18 protein-coding genes and 2 tRNA genes are annotated in these 19,503 nt (G+C 69.4%); 8 read left to right on the top strand and 12 right to left on the bottom strand.

What is annotated here, in order from left to right:
• The first annotated feature begins 431 nt into the window (after positions 1-431).
• Both ACFYUV_RS37500 and ACFYUV_RS37495 read left to right on the top strand, forming a co-directional pair.
• On the top strand, positions 432-845 hold the full coding sequence (locus tag ACFYUV_RS37500; RefSeq protein WP_387677452.1) for a hypothetical protein: 414 nt from the start codon (positions 432-434) through the stop codon (positions 843-845).
• Between the two features lie 115 nt (positions 846-960).
• Entirely contained in the window at positions 961-1,155 is a 195-nt protein-coding gene (locus ACFYUV_RS37495; RefSeq protein WP_387677449.1) for a hypothetical protein, read from the top strand.
• Here ACFYUV_RS37495 and ACFYUV_RS37490 read toward each other — a convergent pair.
• The 4 genes from ACFYUV_RS37490 to ACFYUV_RS37475 all read right to left on the bottom strand — a co-directional run bounded on the left by ACFYUV_RS37490 (position 1,143) and on the right by ACFYUV_RS37475 (position 5,003).
• On the bottom strand, positions 1,143-1,814 hold the full coding sequence (locus tag ACFYUV_RS37490; protein ID WP_387677446.1) for a response regulator: 672 nt from the start codon (positions 1,812-1,814) through the stop codon (positions 1,143-1,145). The genes ACFYUV_RS37495 and ACFYUV_RS37490 overlap by 13 nt on opposite strands.
• Entirely contained in the window at positions 1,811-4,345 is a 2,535-nt protein-coding gene (locus tag ACFYUV_RS37485; protein ID WP_387677443.1) for a DUF4118 domain-containing protein, read from the bottom strand. The genes ACFYUV_RS37490 and ACFYUV_RS37485 overlap by 4 nt, the downstream gene beginning before the upstream one ends.
• A gap of 9 nt (positions 4,346-4,354) precedes the next feature.
• Complete coding sequence (locus ACFYUV_RS37480; RefSeq protein WP_387677440.1) at positions 4,355-4,822, bottom strand: group II truncated hemoglobin; 468 nt, start codon at positions 4,820-4,822, stop codon at positions 4,355-4,357.
• A gap of 104 nt (positions 4,823-4,926) precedes the next feature.
• A tRNA-Met gene (locus tag ACFYUV_RS37475) sits at positions 4,927-5,003 on the bottom strand.
• Between the two features lie 93 nt (positions 5,004-5,096).
• On the opposite strand from ACFYUV_RS37475, the gene ACFYUV_RS37470 reads away from it, so the two are divergent.
• Positions 5,097-5,312 (top strand): hypothetical protein, encoded by a 216-nt coding sequence (locus ACFYUV_RS37470; RefSeq protein ID WP_387677437.1) that lies wholly within the window; start codon positions 5,097-5,099, stop codon positions 5,310-5,312.
• 41 nt (positions 5,313-5,353) lie between these two features.
• Here ACFYUV_RS37470 and ACFYUV_RS37465 read toward each other — a convergent pair.
• From ACFYUV_RS37465 to ACFYUV_RS37445, 5 genes are all read right to left on the bottom strand, one after another.
• A tRNA-Met gene (locus ACFYUV_RS37465) sits at positions 5,354-5,430 on the bottom strand.
• A 57-nt stretch (positions 5,431-5,487) separates the two neighbouring features.
• Positions 5,488-8,442 (bottom strand): UPF0182 family protein, encoded by a 2,955-nt coding sequence (locus ACFYUV_RS37460; protein ID WP_387677434.1) that lies wholly within the window; start codon positions 8,440-8,442, stop codon positions 5,488-5,490.
• 129 nt (positions 8,443-8,571) lie between these two features.
• Complete coding sequence (locus tag ACFYUV_RS37455) at positions 8,572-9,618, bottom strand: PDZ domain-containing protein (RefSeq protein WP_387677431.1); 1,047 nt, start codon at positions 9,616-9,618, stop codon at positions 8,572-8,574.
• 10 nt (positions 9,619-9,628) lie between these two features.
• The gene (locus ACFYUV_RS37450) at positions 9,629-10,054 is read right to left on the bottom strand and encodes a molybdenum cofactor biosynthesis protein MoaE (protein ID WP_387677428.1); all 426 of its coding nucleotides are present in this window, start codon (positions 10,052-10,054) and stop codon (positions 9,629-9,631) included.
• A 23-nt stretch (positions 10,055-10,077) separates the two neighbouring features.
• A complete protein-coding gene (locus tag ACFYUV_RS37445; RefSeq protein ID WP_352353134.1) occupies positions 10,078-11,151 on the bottom strand; it encodes an NAD-dependent epimerase/dehydratase family protein in 1,074 nt (357 codons plus the stop codon).
• 130 nt (positions 11,152-11,281) lie between these two features.
• On the opposite strand from ACFYUV_RS37445, the gene ACFYUV_RS37440 reads away from it, so the two are divergent.
• Genes ACFYUV_RS37440 through ACFYUV_RS37430 form a run of 3 tightly spaced genes read left to right on the top strand, consistent with a single transcriptional unit; the run spans position 11,282 to position 14,085 of the window.
• On the top strand, positions 11,282-12,511 hold the full coding sequence (locus tag ACFYUV_RS37440) for a zinc-dependent metalloprotease (RefSeq protein ID WP_387677425.1): 1,230 nt from the start codon (positions 11,282-11,284) through the stop codon (positions 12,509-12,511).
• Entirely contained in the window at positions 12,508-13,068 is a 561-nt protein-coding gene (locus ACFYUV_RS37435; protein ID WP_387677422.1) for an NUDIX hydrolase, read from the top strand. Before ACFYUV_RS37440 ends, ACFYUV_RS37435 begins: the two co-directional genes overlap by 4 nt.
• Before the next feature lie 30 nt (positions 13,069-13,098).
• Entirely contained in the window at positions 13,099-14,085 is a 987-nt protein-coding gene (locus ACFYUV_RS37430; protein ID WP_387677419.1) for an endonuclease/exonuclease/phosphatase family protein, read from the top strand.
• A 6-nt stretch (positions 14,086-14,091) separates the two neighbouring features.
• Here ACFYUV_RS37430 and ACFYUV_RS37425 read toward each other — a convergent pair whose 3' ends face one another.
• From ACFYUV_RS37425 to ACFYUV_RS37415, 3 genes are all read right to left on the bottom strand, one after another.
• Positions 14,092-14,673, bottom strand: a complete 582-nt coding sequence (locus tag ACFYUV_RS37425; RefSeq protein ID WP_387677416.1) for a DUF2064 domain-containing protein — start codon at positions 14,671-14,673, stop codon at positions 14,092-14,094.
• Positions 14,670-15,185 carry a M48 family metallopeptidase gene (locus ACFYUV_RS37420; protein WP_352319320.1) on the bottom strand — a complete coding sequence of 172 codons (516 nt, stop codon included), beginning with the start codon at positions 15,183-15,185 and terminating at the stop codon, positions 14,670-14,672. The genes ACFYUV_RS37425 and ACFYUV_RS37420 overlap by 4 nt, the downstream gene beginning before the upstream one ends.
• A 67-nt stretch (positions 15,186-15,252) precedes the next feature.
• Positions 15,253-16,035 carry an enoyl-CoA hydratase-related protein gene (locus tag ACFYUV_RS37415; protein WP_358294325.1) on the bottom strand — a complete coding sequence of 261 codons (783 nt, stop codon included), beginning with the start codon at positions 16,033-16,035 and terminating at the stop codon, positions 15,253-15,255.
• Positions 16,036-16,223: 188 nt separating this feature from the next.
• Between ACFYUV_RS37415 and ACFYUV_RS37410 the strand changes: the two genes are divergently transcribed.
• Positions 16,224-17,693 carry a thiamine biosynthesis protein ThiF gene (locus ACFYUV_RS37410; RefSeq protein WP_387677413.1) on the top strand — a complete coding sequence of 490 codons (1,470 nt, stop codon included), beginning with the start codon at positions 16,224-16,226 and terminating at the stop codon, positions 17,691-17,693.
• Between the two features lie 63 nt (positions 17,694-17,756).
• Complete coding sequence (locus tag ACFYUV_RS37405; protein ID WP_387677487.1) at positions 17,757-19,091, top strand: ABC1 kinase family protein; 1,335 nt, start codon at positions 17,757-17,759, stop codon at positions 19,089-19,091.
• Positions 19,092-19,503 lie beyond the last annotated feature (412 nt).

Genomic DNA, 19,503 nt, shown 5'->3' with positions numbered 1-19,503 from the left:
ATTTCGTCTTGCGTTCTTTCGTTGTGTCTTAATTCTTTCAGCCGTTCAAGTCTCTGTCAAATTGACCGGACTTGCTCGACCTGCTGGAATTAAGTTGCGCCCCGCTTCCGGGACAACCCCTCTAACTTACCAGCTCATTCAGACTGCTCTGAACCGTCTTGAATGAACCAGAAGGAAGTGGGATTTGCCGGGCTTCTGTTGAGGCTCTTGCGAGCCCCTTGGCCGCCCTGCGCGAAGCAACTCTAGCAGTCTCCCGGACGTACTTCGCGCCACACAGGTAATCGTAGGGTCGTTCCCTCGTCACAAGATCGTCAAACCTTGGTCATCGCCGTCCGTACGACACCCGAAGTCAAGCGGTCAGCAAGTCATCCGCAATCGTGCCTCGGTACGAAGGTAGCCACGAGCAGACTGCGCTCTCGGAGGTGCCCGCCATGACCCGCTCGGAGTTCGACGACATCCGTGCCTTCCTCGCCGACCCGGCGACCCATGCGGGAGACCTCCTGCGCATCGCCCGGACGCTGATCGACGACCTCGAACAGGCACGCGTGCGCGAGGCCGTCCTGCGTACCCATTACCTGCGGCTGCTCACGGCGGCGCGGACGACCATGGCCGCGGACATGGTCGGCGCGCCCGACCCGCTCGCCTTCCTCACGCGCGAACTGGCCGAACGCGGTCAGCTCCCCGAGGACGAGGACGCCGTGCGGCAGATCCTGTCCGACGCCCGTACGGCTGAGGCGCTGCTCGCCTGCATGCACGAGGAGCAGCAGCAACAACCGCCGGTCGTGCGGATGCGCGGGATGCGCCTGCGGCGGTGCGTCGGCGCGCACCGGACGCTCCCCCGTTGAGCCGGCCGGCCCAGTCATTGCTCGCTCAGGGCTGATTCCCCAGGGGCTCAGGCTTCGACCGGATGAGGACTGTGGCCATACCCGGTCTTGGCTACCCGGCTGTAAGACTGCGCGTATGTGGCAACGTGGGCTGAACTGGTCGGCAATCATCCTGGTCGGGATATTTGGTCTGATGTGGATCGGTGTTGTGATCTATGCGGATCAGACGTCTTCGCTGTGGGTGCGTGCCGCTCAGGTGCTCTTCGGGGCCTTGCTGCTCGGGTGGGCCGTGCTCAAGGCGGTCGTCCTGGCCAGGGATCAGGAGGGCTGAAACCGGTATCCCATTCCGGGCTCGGTCAGCAGGTGAACGGGGTGGGACGGGTCGCGTTCGAGCTTGCGGCGCAATTGGGCCATGTACTGGCGCAGGTAGTGCGTCTCCTTCAGGTAGCCGACGCCCCACACCTCCGTCAGCAACTGCCGCTGGCTGATCAGTTTGCCGGGATTGCGAAGCAGGATCTCCAGGAAGTGCCACTCCGTCGGGGTCAGCCGTACACCACCTGAGATCGTCTTGCCTGCCAGGTCGATCACGTGATCACCAAGCCGCACCGTCGCGGGTTCCTCTTCGTGCTGGTTCGTGCGGCGGGTCACCGCGCGGATGCGGGCCAGCAGCTCGTCGATGCCGAACGGCTTGGTGACGTAGTCGTCGGCTCCGGCGTCGAGGGCGTCCACCTTGTCCGTGCTGTCGGTACGTCCCGACAACACGATGATCGGAACCTTCGTCCAGCCGCGCAGCCCCTGGATCACCTCGACGCCGTCGAGATCGGGCAGGCCGAGGTCGAGGACGACCAGGTCGGGGTGCCAGTCGGCGGCCTGGCGCAGCGCCGATGCGCCGTCCGGGGCGACCGCGACCTCGTAGTGCCTGGCCGCCAGGTTGATGCGCAGAGCACGCAGGATCTGGGGCTCATCGTCGACGACGAGCACGCGGGTCACAGGGCCCTCCTCAGTGAGACCGTCATGGTGAGCCCTCCTCCGGGGGTGTCCTCAAGGAGCAGCGTGCCGCCCATCGCCTCGGTGAGGCCGCGCGAGAGTGCGAGGCCGAGGCCCACGCCGGTGTGGTTGTCGCGGTCGCCGAGTCGTTGGAAGGGCATGAACACCCTTTCATGCGCTTCCGCGGGGATTCCTGGCCCCCTGTCGATGACGCGCAGTTCGACGCGTTCGCCGTGCCAGCTCGCGGTGACGAGCACGGGCTCGGCTTCGGGGCTGTAGCGGACGGCGTTGGCCATCAGGTTCACCAGGACGCGTTCGAGCAGCGCCGGATCGGCCTGGAACTCCGGCAGGTCGGCCGGGACGCCACTTCTGACCCGGTCGCGCAGCGGGCCGAGGTCGTCGATGGCGCGTGGCAGCACGTCCTCGACCGCGACGGGCCGCAGTGCGACGCCCAGCACCCCAGCCTGGAGGCGGCTCATGTCGAGCAGGTTCGACACGAGACGGTTCAGTTTGACCAGGGACTCGCCGGCGGTGGCCAGCAGTTCGGCGCGGTCGTCGTCGGACCAGATGATGTCGGTGTTGCGCAGGCTCTCCACGGAGGCCATCGCCGAGGCGAGAGGGGTGCGCAGGTCGTGGCCGACGGCGGCGAGCAGCGCGGTGCGCATGCGGTCGGCCTCGGCGAGCGGCTCGGCGCGCTCGGCCGCCTCGCGCAGGCGTTGCTGGCGCAGGGCGACGGCGGCCTCGGCGGCGAACGCCTCCAGGACGCGGCGGTCGCTGGCGTCGAGCAGCCGGCCGCGGGTCGCGAGCACCAGCCGGTCGTCGATGGTGACCACGTCGCTCCCGCCGTCCGGTCCGGTGTGGTTCGGGGTGGTGGCGGGCGGAGTGGTGATCGGGGGGCCGCCGGACGTGGCGACGATGCGCCACTCACCCGACGGATCGTCCCTTTCGAGCAGGGTCACCGCGGTCAGCCCGAACGTCTCGCGCAACCGTCCGAGCAGCGAGGCAACCGCGGATTCCCCGCGCAACACGTGTCCGGCCAGTGTGGAGAGGACCTCGGCGTCCGCCCTGGACCGGGCCGCTTCCCTGCTGCGCCGGGCGGCCAGGTCCACGACCGTGCTCACCATGGCGGCGACCAGGACGAAGATGGTCAGCGAGAGCACGTTCTCCGGTTCGGCGATGGTCAGGGTGTGCACCGGCGGCGTGAAGAACCAGTTGAGCAGCCCGAACGCGAGCACCGCCGCCGTGAGCGCCGGCCACATCCCGCCCACCAGCGCGACGCCGACGACCAGCAGCAGGAAGAGCAGGATCTCGCTGGGCAGGCTCAGGTCGAGCGGCGCGATCACGGCGGTGAGCGCCGGCATGGCGGCCAGGGTCAGGGCCCATCCGGCCGCCTTGCGCCGCCGCGTCAGCGCTCCCCCGGGCTGCGGCCGGCCGGAGCCGCCGCTGACGGCCTCGTGCGGGACCATGTGCACGTCGATCGAGCCGGACAGCGTGGCCGTCGTCATGCCCACGCCGCGGGTGACCAGCTGCGCGAGCCGTCCTCGCCGGGAGGCGCCGAGGACGAGTTGCGAGGCGTTCACTCCGTCGGCGAACGCGATCAGCGCGCGCGGGATGTCATCGCCCACGACCTGGTGGTAGGTGCCGCCGAGGTCCTCGACGAGTTTGCGCTGGCGTGCCAGGTTGGCCGGGTCGCTCGCGGTGGACAGGGCGTCGGCCCGGGTGACGTGCACGGCGAGCAGGTCGGCGCCCTTGGTCCTGGCCGCGATGCGGGCGGCGCGGCGGACGAGGGTGTCTCCCTCGGGGCCGCCGGTGAGGGCGACGACGACGCGTTCGCGGGCCTCCCAGGTGCCCGCGATGTCGTGGTCGGCCCGGTACGCGATGAGCTGCCGGTCGACCCGGTCCGCCACCCAGAGCAGGGCAAGCTCCCGCAGAGCGGACAGGTTGCCGACGCGGAAGTAGTTGGCGAGGGCGGCGTCGACGCGTTCCGGCGGATAGACGTTGCCGTGGGCGAGGCGGCGGCGCAGGGCCTCGGGTGACATGTCGACGAGTTCGAGCCGGTCGGCCCGCCGGACGAGGTCGTCGGGGACGGTCTCGCGCTGTGGCAGGCCGGTGATCTGCTCGGCCACGTCGCGCAGGGACTCCAAATGCTGGATGTTGAGCGTGGAGACGACGTCGATGCCGGCGTCCAGGATGTCCTGAACGTCCTGCCAGCGTTTGGCGTGCCGGGAGCCGGGCGTGTTGGTGTGGGCGAGCTCGTCGACCAGCACGGCCTTGGGGCGGCGGGCGATGACCGCGTCGGCGTCGAGCTCGGTGAACGTGGCGCCGCGATGGACGACGGTGCGGCCCGGCACGGTCTCCAGCCCGTCAAGCAGGCGGGCGACCTGGTCGCGGCCGTGGGTCTCGACATGGCCCACGACCACGTCACGTCCGCGTTCCTTGGCCCGGCGCGCCTCGCTGAGCATGGCGTACGTCTTGCCGACGCCCGGCGCCGCCCCCAGGTAGACCCGCAGCCGCCCGCGCGACGTGCTTCCCATTTCTCCAGGTTACGGCTGGTATGGCGGGGCGACTCCCCAGCCCCAGTGCGGAACCGGCGCCTCCGGGGGCGGCGTCGCGCCGGGCTGGGAGTTGTGCACGGCCAGCCGGGTGCCCCATTCGATGTAGCCGGCGAACGCGGCTCTGAACTCGGGGTCGTCGGGCAGACCGACCTCGTCGGCGGCGTCCATGAGGAGGTTCACCCAGCGGCGACGCTGCGGTTCGGTGATGGCCCGGCCCAGGTGGTGGGCCAGCATGTGGGAATAGCCGCCGCGTTCGCGGGTGTACCGGTCGGGACCGCCGAAGACCTCACTGAGCCACATGGCGACGTATTTGGGGTGGTCGGGGTCCATGTGGGCGAACAGCGGCCCGATGAGGTCGTCCTTGAGGACGGTCCGGTAGAACGTCGCGGTCAGCCGTTCGAACGCCTCGATCCCGCCCGCCCACTCATAGATGGTCGGGACGTCTTTTTCCGTCATGTAATCATGTAATCAGCACGTGGCTTGTAGGACAAGACTCGGCCCGACGAGGCCCGGAAACGACGAAGTCCCCGGTCGCCGTGTGGCGACCGGGGACTTCGGATTGGTAGCGGGGACAGGATTTGAACCTGCGACCTCTGGGTTATGAGCCCAGCGAGCTACCGAACTGCTCCACCCCGCGTCGGTGTGTTGTTATCAACTATACCGCCCTTCTGGACTCCTTCGACCCGGCCGGGCTTGTCCAGGCGCGTCGGCGGCTGTGACCATGGGCCTCATGCTGCTCGAACCCCCGCCATCACGGCGCCGGCTTCGCTGGCGGTGCGACTTCCTGGTCAGGTTCTCGCTGCGCACCGGGCTGTCCGAGGCCGAGCTCACGAGCTACTACGACCGGATCAACGGCGGGGTGTACTTCCAGGACGGCGATCCCGCGTCCGCGGTGGTCGAGGTCCTTGAGACCGACGATGCCGGATGGGACCTGCGGTGCCGCTGAAATGCAACGAGGCCCTGGCCATTGGCCAGGACCTCGAATCTTGGTAGCGGGGGCAGGATTTGAACCTGCGACCTCTGGGTTATGAGCCCAGCGAGCTACCGAACTGCTCCACCCCGCGTCGCTGTCTTGCTTTTCAAGACTATCGGCGAAGGGGGGCGGGCGCAAACCGAATGGGCTAGGTGGTGCCTCCCGCCTGTGTGCCCGAGGGTGTCGGCGTCGGTGTGGACGTGGCCGGCGGCGAAGCGGACGGCGTCGCCGACGGGGAGGCGGAGGGAGAGGCCGAGGGCGACGGGGTGGCCGCCGGCTTGGCGTTGGCGCTCTCGATCTGCTTCAGCGCCTCCTCCAGCCGCTTCTGCGCCTTGCCGTACTCGTCCCAGTTCGGGGGGCTGGCCTGGAGGGCCTTCTGGGCGTCCTCGTAGGCCTTCTGGGCGTTGGAGATGGCGGTGTTCATCGCGGACGTGTTCGCCTGGTTGGGCGTGGTCTGCTGGGGCTGGGTGTTCGGCTGTTGCTGCTCGCCGCCGAAGACCTGCTCCAGCGCCTGGTCGAGGGTGTCACCCGAGCCGACCTTGTTGCCGAACGCCACCAGCACCCGCCGCAGGATCGGGTACGGCTCCTGGCCGGTGCCGGCCTTGGTCTGCACGTAGACGGGCTCGATGTAGATCAGGCCGTTCGCGTAGGGCAGGGTCAGCAGGTTGCCGTACCTGACGTTGGCCTGGCCGAGGCCGAGGGGGCCCAGCTCGCCCGAGAACTTGTTCTGGAAGTTGTTCTGGGCCTGACCGGGGCCGGGGACCGTGGTGTTGGACGGCATGCGCAGGATGCGCAGCTTGCCGTAGTCCTTGCCCACCGTGGAACCCGCGGCCATGAAGGCCGCCAGGTTGGGGCCCTCTCTGGGGACGAAGGTCGTGGTCAGCGAGAACGACGGCTCGGACTCGTCGGGCATCGTCGCCGTCAGGTAGTACGGCGGCTGCTTGACCGATTGGTTGCCCTGCGACGGGTCGCTGGGGATGTTCCAGAAGTCCTGGGCGCTGTAGAAGGCGGCCGCGTTGGTGACGTGGTAGCGCGACAGCATGTAGCGCTGCACCTTGAACAGGTCTTCCGGGTAGCGGATGTGCGCCTGGAGGTCGGGGCTCATCTGCGAGGCGGGCTTGATCGTGCCGGGGAAGGCGTTGGACCACGTCTTGAGCACCGGGTCGTTGCCGTCCCAGGCGTAGAGCGTGACCGTTCCGTCGTAGGCGTCGACCGTGGCCTTGACCGAGTTGCGGATGTAGTTGATCTCGTCCTGCGGCTGCTGGGCGACCACGCGACGGTCGGTGGCCAGGTCGCGGGTCATGTCGCCGAGGCTCTCGCTCTGCGAGTACGGGTAGGCGTTGGACGTGGTGTACCCGTCGATGATCCAGGTGATCCGGCCGTCGACGATCGCCGGGTAGGCGTTGCCGTCGAGGGTCAGGAACGGCGCGACCTTCTCCACCCGCTCCCGCGGGTTGCGCACGTAGAGGATCTTGGAGTTGTCGTTGATGTCGCCCGACAGCAGGATGTTCATCTCGCCGTACTTGGCGGCGTAGACCAGCCGGTTGAGGGCCGAACCGATCGGCACGCCGCCCTTGCCGGTGTAGGTGGTGTTCTGCTGGCCGGTCTGGCCGCCGGAGACCGGGTAGTCGAGCTCCTGCGGGGTCTTGGGGTTGCCGCCGGCGATGACGTACTCGGTGGAGCCGGGGTTCTCGCCGAAGTAGACGCGCGACTCCTTGAGCCCGGTCGAGGCCGCGAGGTCGCCGGTGACCGGCATGTCCTTGCTGTCGTAGGCGGGCAGGCCGCCCGCGTCGACCTCGTTGCCCGGCGCGGCGACGAAGCCGTAGCCGTGGGTGTAGACCAGCGCGCGGTTGATCCAGTTGTTCTGGGGCGCGGGCGGGCCGAGCAGCTCGCGGACGCCGACCACGTGGTCGACCAGCTTGCCGTCCTTGCCGGGGTAGCGGTCGACGTCGAGCTGGTCGGGGAAGCCGTAGAAGCCGCGGATGCGCTGGGTCTGCTCGAACGTGGACGACACCAGCGCCGGATCGAGCAGGCGCACGCCGGTCACCGACTCGTCGCCGCCGGCGCTGACCTTGGTCGGGTCGGCCTGGGCGTTGTAGTCGATCACTTCGGCGTTCTGCACGTCGTAGGCTGATCTGGTGGCTTGGATGTTCCGGTCGATGTAGAGGGCTTCCTTGCCCTGCTGGTTGGGCTTGACCTGGAACTGCTCGACCAGCGCCGGGTAGACCCCGCCGATCAGGATGGCCGAGAGCACGAGCAGGCCGAACGAGACGCCGGGCAGCATGCCGCCGGGGCGCACGACGCCGGCGAAGAACAGCGCGGCGCAGATCAGCGCGATGATCGCGAGGATGTTCTTGGCCGGGAGCACCGCGTTGACGTCGGTGTAGGACGCGCCGTGCACGTAGCCGCGGTCGGAGAAGACCAGACCGAACCGGTCGATGTAGTAGGCGACGGCCTTGAGCAGGACGAACACGCCGAGCAGCACGGAAAGGTGGATCCGCGCGGCCCTGGAGGCGTGCACGCCCGGCGACTGCAGCCGGAAGCCGCCGTAGAGGTAGTGGGTGATCGTGGCCAGGATGATCGAGATGATCACGGCGGTGAACAGGAAGTTCAGCACCATCCTGATGAACGGGTAGTCGAACATGAAGAACGAGATGTCCATGCCGAACAGCTCGTCCTTCTTGTCGAAGGAGGCTCCGTTCACGAACTGCAGCCACGTCTTCCACTGCCCCGCGAACGAGGAGCCGGAGAAGAGCGCGAGCAGGCCCATGCCGACGATGAAGATCAGCTTGCGGTGGGGGTCGAGCGCCATGCGATAGCGGTCGGCTCCGCTGCCGCCGCCGAACACGGCGGGACCGAACATCGGCCGGGTGCGGAAGGCCAGCAGCATGTTGCCGCCCGTGATGCCGACCATGAGCACCGCTCCGACGAGGAACAGCACGATCTCGGTCAGCAGCACCCCGGAGAAGACCGACGTGTAGTTGGTCGTGTCAAACCACAGGTAGTCGGTATAAATCCCAGAAAAGAGAAAAAACAGGGCCACGATCGCGACCAGCGCGATGGCCACAGGCAGAAGCAGCCGCGGCCGGCGTGGCAAGCGCATCGCCCTGCCGGCCCCTGGGGTCCGGAAGCTCAAGGCCAACCCCTCGTCGTGATGAAGAAACGGTCCGTGTCTGGCAACTTACACCGCAGCGCCAGCCGTACGGCTAACGCACGGCGCTCGCCGGAAGTTTCATCCGGCCTCACAAGCGGGCACATTGCCCTTTCCGGTGCGCAGCGCGTCGAGCGCGAGCACCGCGTCGTGCAACGTGTCAGCCTTGACCAGCCGCAGGCCGTCGGGCACGGCCTTCATGGCCTCCGCGCAGTTGTCCGCGGGGGTGAGGAAGACGGTCGCGCCGGAGTCGCGGGCCCCCACCATCTTCTGGGCGATGCCGCCGATGGGCCCGACCTGGCCCTCGGTGTCGATGGTGCCGGTGCCGGCGATGCGCTTGCCGCCGGTGATCTCGCCGGGGGTCAGCTTGTCGAGTATGCCGAGCGAGAACATCAGCCCGGCGCTCGGGCCGCCGACGTCGCCGACATTGATGTCGACGTCGAAGGGGAACTTGAACTTCTCCTGCATGAGCACGCCGACGAGGGGCTTGCCGTCCTTGCTGGCGATCGGCTGCAGCGACACGTCGAGCTTCTGGCCGCCCCTGGTCACGTTGAAGGTCACGGTCTCGCCTGGCTTGTGCGCCTTGACGGTGTCGCCGACGAACTGCGAGTTGGTGGCCGGTTTGCCGTCGACCGCGTTGATCTGGTCGCCCTTCTGCAGCTTGCCGTCGGCGGGCTTGCCCTTCTCGGTGGACAGCACCGTGACGACCCGGTCGTAGTGGATCTTGAGCTCGTTGAGCGCGGCGGCCTTGGCGGAGTCCTGGGAGTTGGTCATCTCGACCGCGTTCTCCTCGTCGACCTTCTTCGCGTCGCGGCCGGGCGGGAAGATCGTCTCCTGCGGGACCACCGCGACGGTCGGGTCGAGCCAGCCGCGCAACGCCGTCAGCAGGTCGATCTGGGCGGCCGGGCCGCCCTGGTAGGCCACCGTGACCAGGCTCAGCGCGCCGCTGGTGGGATAGGTCTGCCGGCCGCTGATCGAGATCACCGGCTTCTTGTCGATCTCGCCGATGGTGTTCTCGGTGGGGCCGGGGCTCAGCACGACGTACGGGACCGGCCGGAACGCGCCCAGGACGCCCAGCGCGAGCACGAAGAACCCCGCGAGCAGCAGGGTGAGGACGCGTCGTGACATGGTGATGAGCTTATTCGCAGGCGCCGACCCACTCGGTCTCGCCATCGGCGAACACCTGGTGTTTCCAGATGGGGACTTCGGCCTTGAGGTCGTCGATGAGCCTGCGCGAGGCCTTGAACGCCTCGTCGCGGTGTGGCGCGGCCACGGCGACGATCACCGCCGTGTCGCCGAGCCCCAGGTCGCCGACCCGGTGGACGGCGGCCATCGCGGTGACGGGGAAGTCGGCCGCGACCTTCTCGGCGACCCGGCGCAGCTCGTCGGGCGCCGAGGGATGGGCGGAGTAGGAGAGCCGGGTCACGGATTTGCCGTGGTCCTGTTCGCGCACGGTGCCGATGAAGATCGCGGTGCCGCCCGCCGCGTGGTCTCCCACCGCGGCCAGCACCTCGTCAACGGACAACGGGGTGTCACGAATGCCGAGCAACCGGATGACGTCCACGGAAAGAGCCTAACCTCACGTTCCTACTGGCGACGCTTTTTGCGGACCTGCCGGACGATCGCCGCGGTGCCGATGACGGCCACCGTCGCGCCGGCCGCGGTGAGCGTGGCCTCCTTGACCGGCAGCCGCCTGCCGACCACGGTGGTCCGGTTCTCGCGGAGTTCGAGGAGCTGCCGGAAGGCGGCCTCGTTGGTCCACGTGGGCTTCCAGCCCGCCTCGCGCAGCGCCGAGCAGTCGACCACCCACGGATAGACGACATAGTGCAGGTCGGTGGCGGGGGCCGGGGTGATGCCGAGCCGGTGCAGGCGCTGCGCGGTGCCGAACGTGAGCCCGGCCGGCAGCTCGAACCGCCGGATTCCGGACAGCTCCTCGACCTGCTCCTGCTCCAGCCAGCCGTCGGAGCCCACGGCCACCACGCCGGTGACGGCCCCCTTGGCGGCCAGCTCCAACGCCGAGACGAGGTCGTCGATGTGGCAGAACTGCCAGTTGGGGTTGCAGCCCTTGACCGTGAGCAGCCTCGGCGACTCGAAATGCCGGGTGATGACCGTGTCGACGCCCGGACCGACGACCGCCGCCGGGCGCAGCACCGTGACGTCCAGGCCCGGGTGGCTGCGCAGCGACCTGCGGACCAGTGACTCGATCTCCAGGTAGTCGCCCACGACGCCGGTGTCGGGCTCGGCGGCCACCGGGGAGTCCTCCGGCAGGGGGACCTCGTTGTCGGGCGCGGCGCCGTACACCATGGCGCTGGTGACCAGGATCACCCGCCGCACGCGGGCGGCGGCGCAGGCGGTGAGCACCGTCTGCGCGGCTCTGAGGTTGTACGCGCGCCGCTCCCCCGGGTCGGAGTCGACGGCGTAGTCACCGGCCAGATGGACCAGGACGTCGATGTCGGAGATCCGGTTCGCCAAGAGCGGATCCCGTACGTCGATCACTCTCCACGTGGCTTCCTGAACGTCGCCGCGCTCCTCGTCGATGGCCACCACTCTGCGGAAATCCGCGGCGGATGCGAGCCTCACGAGCAACTCGCGGCCGATTCCGGAGGCCGCGCCGGTGACGGCGACGACGGGTTGACGCGGGCGTTTCGAGGTAGGCACCAGGTCCTCACTTTGCACTGATCCGCCGTAGGACGACTAACGTGGCGGATGTGGACTCCTCCATCCTGCACGAGGTAGAGCGGTGACTGACCTGCCAGGTCGCGAAAACGACCCTAACGAGAACCCGTTCGCCATGTTCGGCAACCCTGAGCAAATGGCTCAGGCGATGCGCCAGTTCGCCGACATGTTGTCGGCGCCTCAGGGTTCCGGCCCTGTCAACTGGGACATGGCCAAGAACATCGCACGACACGCCGTGGTCGCCCAGGGCGATCCGAGCGTCATGGAAGGCGAGCGCCGCCAGATCGTCGAGGCGCTGAGCCTGGCCGACCTGTGGCTGAACGAGGCGACGACACTGCCGAGCGGCGTGTCCAACCCGCAGGCCTGGAGCCGGTCCGAGTGGATCGAGAACACGGTCCCGGTCTGGCGCAAGCTTTGCGAGCCCGTTGCCGAACGCATGGTCGAGACCATGGGCGGCGCGCTCGGCGGCTCGGGGCTGCCGCCCGAGGCCCAGCAGATGGCCGGGCCGCTGATGGGCATGCTCAAGCAGATGGGCGGCATGATGGTCGGTCAGCAGATCGGCCAGGCGCTCGGCTCGCTGGCGCGCGAGGTCATCGGCACGACCGACATCGGCCTGCCGCTGTCCGGCACCGCGGCGCTGCTGCCCGGCGGCATCGCGTCCTTCAGCGAGGGCCTTGAGATCCCCGCCGACGAGATCCGGCTCTATCTGGCGCTGCGCGAGGCCGCGCACCACCGGCTGTTCCAGCACGTCCCGTGGTTGCGCTCGCACCTGCTCGGGGCCGTCGAGGAATACGCCAGGGGCATCACCGTGGACACCTCCGCGCTGGAGGAGCAGATCCGCGGGCTCGACATCAACAATCCCGAGGCGATCCAGGAGGCGCTGAGCGGCGGCGCGCTGCTCAAGCCCGAGGAGACCGAGCGGCAGAAGGCCGCCCTGGCTCGCCTGGAGACGATGCTCGCCCTGGTCGAGGGGTGGGTGGCCACGGTGGTCGACCGGGCCGCCGACGGCAAGCTGCCCTCGGCGGTCGCGCTGGCCGAGACCGTACGCAGGCGCCGGGCGACCGGTGGGCCCGCGGAGCTGACGTTCGGCACGCTGGTCGGGCTGGAGCTGCGGCCCCGGCGGCTGCGCGAGGCCGCGGCGCTGTGGCGCGCGCTGGAGACCGAGCGCGGCGTCGACGGGCGCGACGCCCTGTGGGGTCACCCCGACCTCATGCCGACGGCCGATGACCTCGACGACCCCGACGCGTTCGTCCGCGGCGAGGCCGCCTGGGACATCTCCCAGCTGGAGGCCAAGCCCGGCGACGAGAACGGCGAGCAGGACGGCGACCAGGACGGCGGCCGGTGACCCTGCACGACGACGCGGTGGCGGTGCTGTCCTCCTGGACCGCGCCGACCCCCGAGGAGGAGGCGCTGCGCGCCGAGTTCCTCGGCCATCTGCGGACGTACGACGACGCCATGTGGCGCGCGTGCGCACCCGGCCACCTGACGGCCACCACCGCCGTGCTCAGCCACGACGGCGCCCGGGTGCTGCTCACGCTGCATCCGAAGGCCGGGCAGTGGTTGCCCATGGGCGGCCACTGCGAGGACTTCGACGCCACGCTGGAGGCGGTGGCGCTGCGCGAGGCCACCGAGGAGTCGGGAATCTCCGGACTTGAGCTGCTGCCCGGCCCGCTGGCCGTGGACAAGCACGAGGTCTGGTGCCATCCGCCGCGCAGCTGGCACCTCGACGTCGAGTACGCGGCCGTGGCCCCTCCCGGCGCCGAGGCCGTCATGAGCGACGAGTCGCTCGACCTGCGCTGGTTCCCCGTCGACGAGATCCCCGAGCTGTCCGACGAGGCCACGCGCCGGCTGGCCGCACGCGGACGCGCCGCGCTCGGCTCGCGCTCGCGTTCGCTGGGCTAGAGTCCTTCGCATCGTTCCAAGGGGGGCCGCGTGGAGACTTCTGCCGTTGGCGGCACGATCGTGACGCCTGCCCGCAAGCCGCGGAAGTTGCCCGGCAACGTCCTGACCTGGCTGGCCGTGACACCCTTCGCGGCCTGGGCCGTGGCCAGGGTGGCCGGGCTGGAACGAGGCTCGCTGCCCACGCAGCTGATGACGGCGACGCCGTACGCGGCGGCCGGGTCCCTGGTCCCCCTCCTGATCGCCGCGGTCGGGCGCAGGCGGGCCGCGACGGCCGTCGCGCTGCTCACCACGACCGCGCTCGGGTTCAGCGTCCTGCCGCGCGCGCTGGGCACGGCCGAGGCCACGACCGGCAGGCCGTTCAAGGTCATGACCATCAACATGTTGTTCGGCAAGGCCGACCCGCAGGTGATCGTGAACCTGGTGCGCGAGTTCCGGCCCGACGTGCTGAGCACGCAGGAGCTGACCCCCGGCGCCGTGGCCGACATGGACGCGGCCGGCCTGAAGGAGCTCATGCCCCACCGCGTGCTTGAGGACGAATGGGACGCCGGCGGAAGCGGCCTCTACTCCAGGCACCCGCTCCAGCCGCTCGACGACGTGGTGCCCCCGGTGGGGCACAAGATGCCCGCCGCCATGGTGGCGCTGCCTGGCGGGAAGCCGATCGAGTTCGTCGACGTCCACCCCTACCCGCCGCTCGGCCCCAACGTGGTCAACTGGAACGAGGCGCTCGCCGGCCTTCCTTCCGCCGGCGGCGAAACCGTGCGGATCCTCGCCGGCGACTTCAACGCCTCGCTCGACCACGCCTCGCTGCGCAGGCTGCTGGCCCGGGGGTACAAGGACGCGGCCGACCAGGTGGGCGCGGGGCTGATCCCCACGTGGCCGGCCAACAAGCGGGTACCGCCGATCATCACCATCGACCACGTGCTGGTGGACGAGCGGGTGGGCGTCAGGGAGGTCAGCGTGCGCGACGTTCCGGGCACCGACCACCGGGCCGTCCTGGCCGAGCTCACCGTTCCCTGACGCGGGTCAGCGGCCGATCAGGGCGCGGGTGTTGTCCCAGCCTTCGAGACCCGGGTCGAGGCGTCCGACGTCGTCGGACGTGCGCAGGCGGTGCCATCCGGAGATGGTGGCGACCCTGCGCGGGCCCGGGGCCTGCTCCCGGAGGACGGCGACGACGTCGGGGTCGTCGAGGTCGGGGGCGGCCCAGGTCGGCAGCGGCAGCGAGCAGGCCAGCGCCACCGCGCCGCCGTCCGCCGCGGGGCAGATCGTGATCTCGGCCCGGCCCAGTTCCCTGAACAGCTTGCCGACCAGCAGCGAGGGCAGGTCGGGCGCGTCGGCGTTGATCACCGCTGCCTGGTCGCCGGACAGGCGGCCGAGGACGGCGCGCAGCGGCTCGTCCTCGTCGATGGTGATGATCTCCGTGCCGGGCCAGACGATGTCGTCGAGGCCGGGGACGGCCGTGATCAGGACCGGGGTGACGAACTCCAGGCCGGCGACCATCTCGTAGGTGTCCTCGGCCACGGCCGCCAGGAACTGCCGTGGATCGACGCCGGGGGGCGCCGCTTCGGCCATGCGGCCGCGTACCAGGACGGCGACGATGCGCGTCAACACTCCTCCGGTGCCGTGTGGGCCGCCGCGGAGAATCCTTCGAGGAACCCGCGCGCCCGCTCCGCCTTCGGATACTGTTCTACCAGCGCCCAGAACCCCGGGCCATGGCTCGGCACGATCAGGTGCGCGAGCTCGTGGATGATGACGTAGTTGATGACCCACTCGGGCAGGCCCTTGAGCCGGGTCGAAATCCTTATGGTGCCGTTCTCCGGGGTGCAGGAGCCCCAGCGATGCTGCTGGTTGTCGACCCATCGAACGCTCACGGGGTCGGGCCGGCCGTCGAGGTACTTCACCGACAGCTCCCTCGCCCGTTCGAGCAGGGCCTCGTCGGTCGGCCTTCGTCGTTCTTCCTTGGCGGCCAGCCGGTCGAGCATCCGGCTCACCCATTCATCCGCGTCTTCGCCGCTCAGCCAGGCGGGCAGGAGCACGATCGTCTTGTCGCCGTCGCGGTAGGCGGAGACCGTACGCCGGCGACGAGAACTGCGACGGACCTCGACTGTCTCGGGGGGCACATAAGCACGTTAGCCGAGACTGGCGAAATTCCACAGAGGGTGGACGTTGTTTTCGCTGGTCAGATGATTAAGAGCCGGTGAATTTGGGCATGCGCCTTTCCCGATGCGCCGCCAGGCCCTCCAGCAGGTCGGATGATGCCATGGTGACGGGCTGGGCCAAGGATTCCCACCTCAGAGCGGCTTCCAGGTCTTGATGGTCTTGGTTCAGCGCGACCTTTGTGAGGCGGGTGGCGACTGGAGCCATCTCTGCGATCTTCTTGGCGATGACCGAAACCTCGGAGAGAAGGTCATTCTTCGGGAAAGATTGATTTACCAAGCCTTTATCTGCCGCTTCCGTACCCGTAAGGAGACGGCCGGTCAGGAGCATCTCCCGGGCCAGTGCCGTACCGGCTCTTCTGGGCAGCAGGTACGTGGCGGCCATGCCCGGGTGCAGCCCGAGCCGGGTGAAGGGGGCCAGGAGTTTGGCGTCGTCGGCGGCGTAGACGAGATCGCAGGCCAGGGCCACGCACAGGCCCGCGCCGACGGCGGGGCCGTTGACCGCGGCGACGGTGGGCACCTCCAGGTCGGCGATCATCAGCCAGGTGCGGTAGAAGGCGAGCATGCGGTCGCGCAGCGGCGGCACCGCCTCGGCGCCCCGCTCGCCGATCCATGACAGGTCACCGCCCGAGGAGAACGCGCTGCCCGCTCCGGTGACGACGACGCAGCGCAGGTCGCGGTCGGCGGCCAGGGTGGTCATGGTTTCGCGCCATTCGGCCGTCATGGTGTCGGTCATGGCGTTGCGCAGTTCGGGGCGGTTGAGGGTGAGGACGACTACTCCGTCGTCTGTGCGGTCGACCAAGATCTCGCTCATGCGGCGAAGCGTAACGCTCCGCGGGGCGCGGATGCGGATGTGGTTCCTGACCAGCCGCGGTGGTCCCCGGCTTGCCTCAGGCGCGGATGTGATCGTGGCCAGCCGCGGTGGTCCCCGGCTTGCCTCAAGCGCGGATGTGATCGCCGCCCCTTCGCGGGTGTACTCCGCGGTCGGACGTTATCCACAGGGTGGGCGTCGCGGTCCGAGGTTGTCCACAGGCGGCGCGGAACCGGCTCGGGATCTTCGTCGGACGTGCGAACCTTCCGGCCATGAGGCCACGTGTGAAGCCGGCCCTCCGGCGAATCCTCCGCGACGAGCACACCCTGCAGTACGGCGTGCATCCCCTCCGGGCCATCACGCTGACCGGCCTGACAAGATCGGTGCGTCAGTGGATCGAGGGGCTCGACGGCACCCGCGACCTGCGCCGGGTGATGCGCGACGCGGCGGCGGCCGGCCTCGACGAGCCGTGCGCCCAGGCTCTGCTCGACTACCTCGCCACGCGGGGCGCCCTGCACGACGCCGGCCCGTTCCCGGCGCCGTTGCGGGAGCTCTCCCTCGCCGAGAGGGATCGGCTGAAACCCGACCTCGACGCGCTCGACCTGGCCTCCAACAGCCCGGAGGGCGGCGTCGAGCTGCTGCGGCGCCGGCGAGAGGCGAAGGTCAGGGTCTACGGGGCCGGGCGCGTGGGGGGGCAGATCGTCGCCCTGCTCGCGGCCGGCGGCGTCGGCGACATCCGGGTGATCGATCCCGGGCCGGTCCGGCCCGGGGACATCACGCCGGGCGGGCTGACGTGGGCCGAGGTGGGGCTGTCCCGGGAGGAGGGCGCGGCGGCGGTCGCCCGGCGGCTGCTTGCTCCCTCGCCGAAGAACGCCCCGGCCGTTCCGCCTCCGCGCGATCGCACCTCACCCCCTCGCCCAACAGGACGGAACGCGACGCCCGCCGGTGACGCCACCGGCCGGCCTGCACGCGGGGCGGCGTCGCCGTCCGGCGGCACGACCGCACAGCCCCGGCGGTCGGGCATCACGCCGATCGGCGGCACGACCGCACGCGCCAGGCGGGCGGGTGTCACGCCGTCCGGCGCCGCCGCTGCTCGGGTCTCTCCTGCTGTGCCATCCACTCCTGCGGAGGTGAGCCAGGACGCAATTCCGTCGTCCAACGTCCTGGCCGGAGCGCCGCATCTGGGGGATGGCACAGCGCGTCCCGACCTCGCCATCCTCGCGCCCGTGGGGCCTCTGGACGGGGTGCTGGTCAACGAGCTGGCCGACTTCGGCATCCCGCATCTGCTGGTGTCAGCCTTCGAGGGGCACGGGTCCGTCGGGCCGCTGGTGTTTCCCGGTGAGACGACGTGCCTGCACTGTCTCGACCTGACGCGCCGCGACCACGATCCCGCCTGGCCGATCGTCACTGCCAGGCTGGGCGGCTATCCGCCCGGGGAGATCGCCTGCGACACGACCCTCGCCACGCTCGTCGCGGCGGCGGCGACCGGCCAGGCGCTTGCTCATCTCGAAGGCCGGGCGTCCTCTGTGACGAACGGCACAATGGACGTAATGCCTGATTGGTGCTGGAAAAGACGGTCGTGGAGCGGTCATCCGCAATGTCGTTGTATGCGAAACAATCCTTATTCGCTAACAATGGACATGTCACCTACCAGCGACTGACGTGCTCAGGGGACGACCACGAAGGGGGGAAGCGGCATCTCGGGCGAGGTTCCGCGCATGAGTGTGAGCGATCTTCCGCGCCGGGCAGTCACCCGCTCAGCCAAGTTGGCCACCCTTCCGCTCGGGTTCGCCGGGCGGGCCGCCCTCGGCCTCGGCAAGCGCATCGGCGGCAAATCAGCAGAAATCGTGGCCCAGGAGGTTCAGCAGCGTACCGCCGAGCAGATCTTCAAGGTGCTCGGCGAGCTCAAGGGCGGGGCGATGAAGCTCGGCCAGGCACTGTCGATCTTCGAGGCGGCGCTTCCGCCGGAGATCGTCGGCCCCTACCGGGCGACCTTGACGAAACTCCAGGACGCCGCCCCTCCGCTGCCGGTCGCCACCGTCCACAAAGTGCTCGCCGAGCAGCTGGGGGACGATTGGCGCAAGCACTTCCTCTCGTTCGACGACCGCCCCACGGCCGCCGCCTCGATCGGCCAGGTGCACAAGGCCGTCTGGAACGACGGGCGCGAGGTGGCCGTCAAGATCCAGTACCCGGGGGCGGGCAAGGCGCTGCTCGGCGACTTCACCCAGCTGGCCCGGCTGGGAAAGATGTTCGGGGCGCTGCTGCCCGGCCTCGACATGAAGGCGCTGCTGGCCGAGCTGCGCGAACGGATCGCCGAAGAGCTCGACTACCTTCGCGAGGCCGAGGCACAGCACGCCTTCGCGCTGGAGTTCAACGGCGATCCCGACTTCCACGTCCCTGATGTGGTGGCGGCCAACGAGATGGTGCTGGTCAGCGAGTGGATGGACGGCACTCCCCTGTCCCGGGTGATCACCGAGGGCAGCAAGGAGGAGCGTGATCACGCGGGGCTGCTGTTCGTCCGGTTCCTGTTCAGCTCGCCAGCGCGGGTCGGCATGCTGCACGCCGATCCCCATCCGGGCAACTTCCGCGTGCTGGCCAACGGCAAGCTCGGCGTCCTCGACTTCGGCGCGGTCAACCGTCTGCCCGGCGGCTATCCGAAGGTCTTCGGGCAGCTCACGCGCATCTTCAACCAGGGCGACATGGACACCGTGATGACGGGCCTCCGTGACGAGGGCTTCATCCGTCAGGACATCGACATCGACCCCGACGCGCTGCGCGCTTTCCTGGCGCCGTACGTGGAGCCGACGGCCGTGGAGGAGTTCACCTTCAGCCGGGAGTGGCTGCAGGCCCAGGCGGCCAGTGTCACCGACCTCCGCCCGACGAACGTGGTTCGCCAGCTCAACCTGCCGCCGTCGTACGTGCTCATCCATCGGGTGCATGCGGCCGGTGTCGGAGTCCTCTGCCAGCTCGGCACCACGGCGCGCTTCCGTGACGAGGTGATCCGCTGGGTTCCGGGCTTCGCCGACGACCCGAACGGCGAGGCACTGGCGATCGGGTGATCAGGCGCCGCCTGCGCTTCGTGGGCGGAGGCGGTGCCTTGCTTGCGGACATGCACGACCGGAACAGGAGAAGCACGGCGGCGCAGGAGACGCGCGACCGGCACAGGAGGGGACCGACCGGCACAGGAGGGACCGCCTTTGGCACGGCCGGCTTAGGAGATGCACGGCTGGCTCAGCGGGAGCGAGGGTGACCGCAGTATTCGCTGCCGACGTGTGCAAGCTGCGCCGCGGGATGGCGGGGAGAGGGCGAAGGCAGGCGAAGGCATCGGCCTCATCCTCACCGTCCCATGCGGCCGGCAGAACGCCTCGCCGGGAAGGCGGTCATCGGTCTGCCTCGGCCGTCGCCTCACTCTCGTCCACCCGGCACCTCACCTGCGCCCGCCCAGTTCCTCGCTCCCACCCTCGGGGCTTC

Origin of the sequence: Nonomuraea sp. NPDC003560, assembly GCF_042878785.1 — a bacterium.
Taxonomy (GTDB): Bacteria; Actinomycetota; Actinomycetes; order Streptosporangiales; family Streptosporangiaceae; genus Nonomuraea.
This window is presented reverse-complemented; position numbering and strand designations above follow the sequence as displayed.

Bases quoted from the DNA above. Each gene is read 5' to 3' on its own strand.
- ACFYUV_RS37480 (WP_387677440.1), bottom strand. From the start codon at position 4,822: ATGACGGAAAAAGACGTCCCGACCATCTATGAGTGGGCGGGCGGGATC.
- ACFYUV_RS37500 (WP_387677452.1), top strand. From the start codon at position 432: ATGACCCGCTCGGAGTTCGACGACATCCGTGCCTTCCTCGCCGACCCG.
- ACFYUV_RS37440 (WP_387677425.1), top strand. From the start codon at position 11,282: ATGTTCGGCAACCCTGAGCAAATGGCTCAGGCGATGCGCCAGTTCGCC.
- ACFYUV_RS37470 (WP_387677437.1), top strand. From the start codon at position 5,097: ATGCTGCTCGAACCCCCGCCATCACGGCGCCGGCTTCGCTGGCGGTGC.
- ACFYUV_RS37455 (WP_387677431.1), bottom strand. From the start codon at position 9,618: ATGTCACGACGCGTCCTCACCCTGCTGCTCGCGGGGTTCTTCGTGCTC.
- ACFYUV_RS37485 (WP_387677443.1), bottom strand. From the start codon at position 4,345: ATGGGAAGCACGTCGCGCGGGCGGCTGCGGGTCTACCTGGGGGCGGCG.
- ACFYUV_RS37460 (WP_387677434.1), bottom strand. From the start codon at position 8,442: ATGCGCTTGCCACGCCGGCCGCGGCTGCTTCTGCCTGTGGCCATCGCG.
- ACFYUV_RS37495 (WP_387677449.1), top strand. From the start codon at position 961: ATGTGGCAACGTGGGCTGAACTGGTCGGCAATCATCCTGGTCGGGATA.
- ACFYUV_RS37415 (WP_358294325.1), bottom strand. From the start codon at position 16,035: ATGAGCGAGATCTTGGTCGACCGCACAGACGACGGAGTAGTCGTCCTC.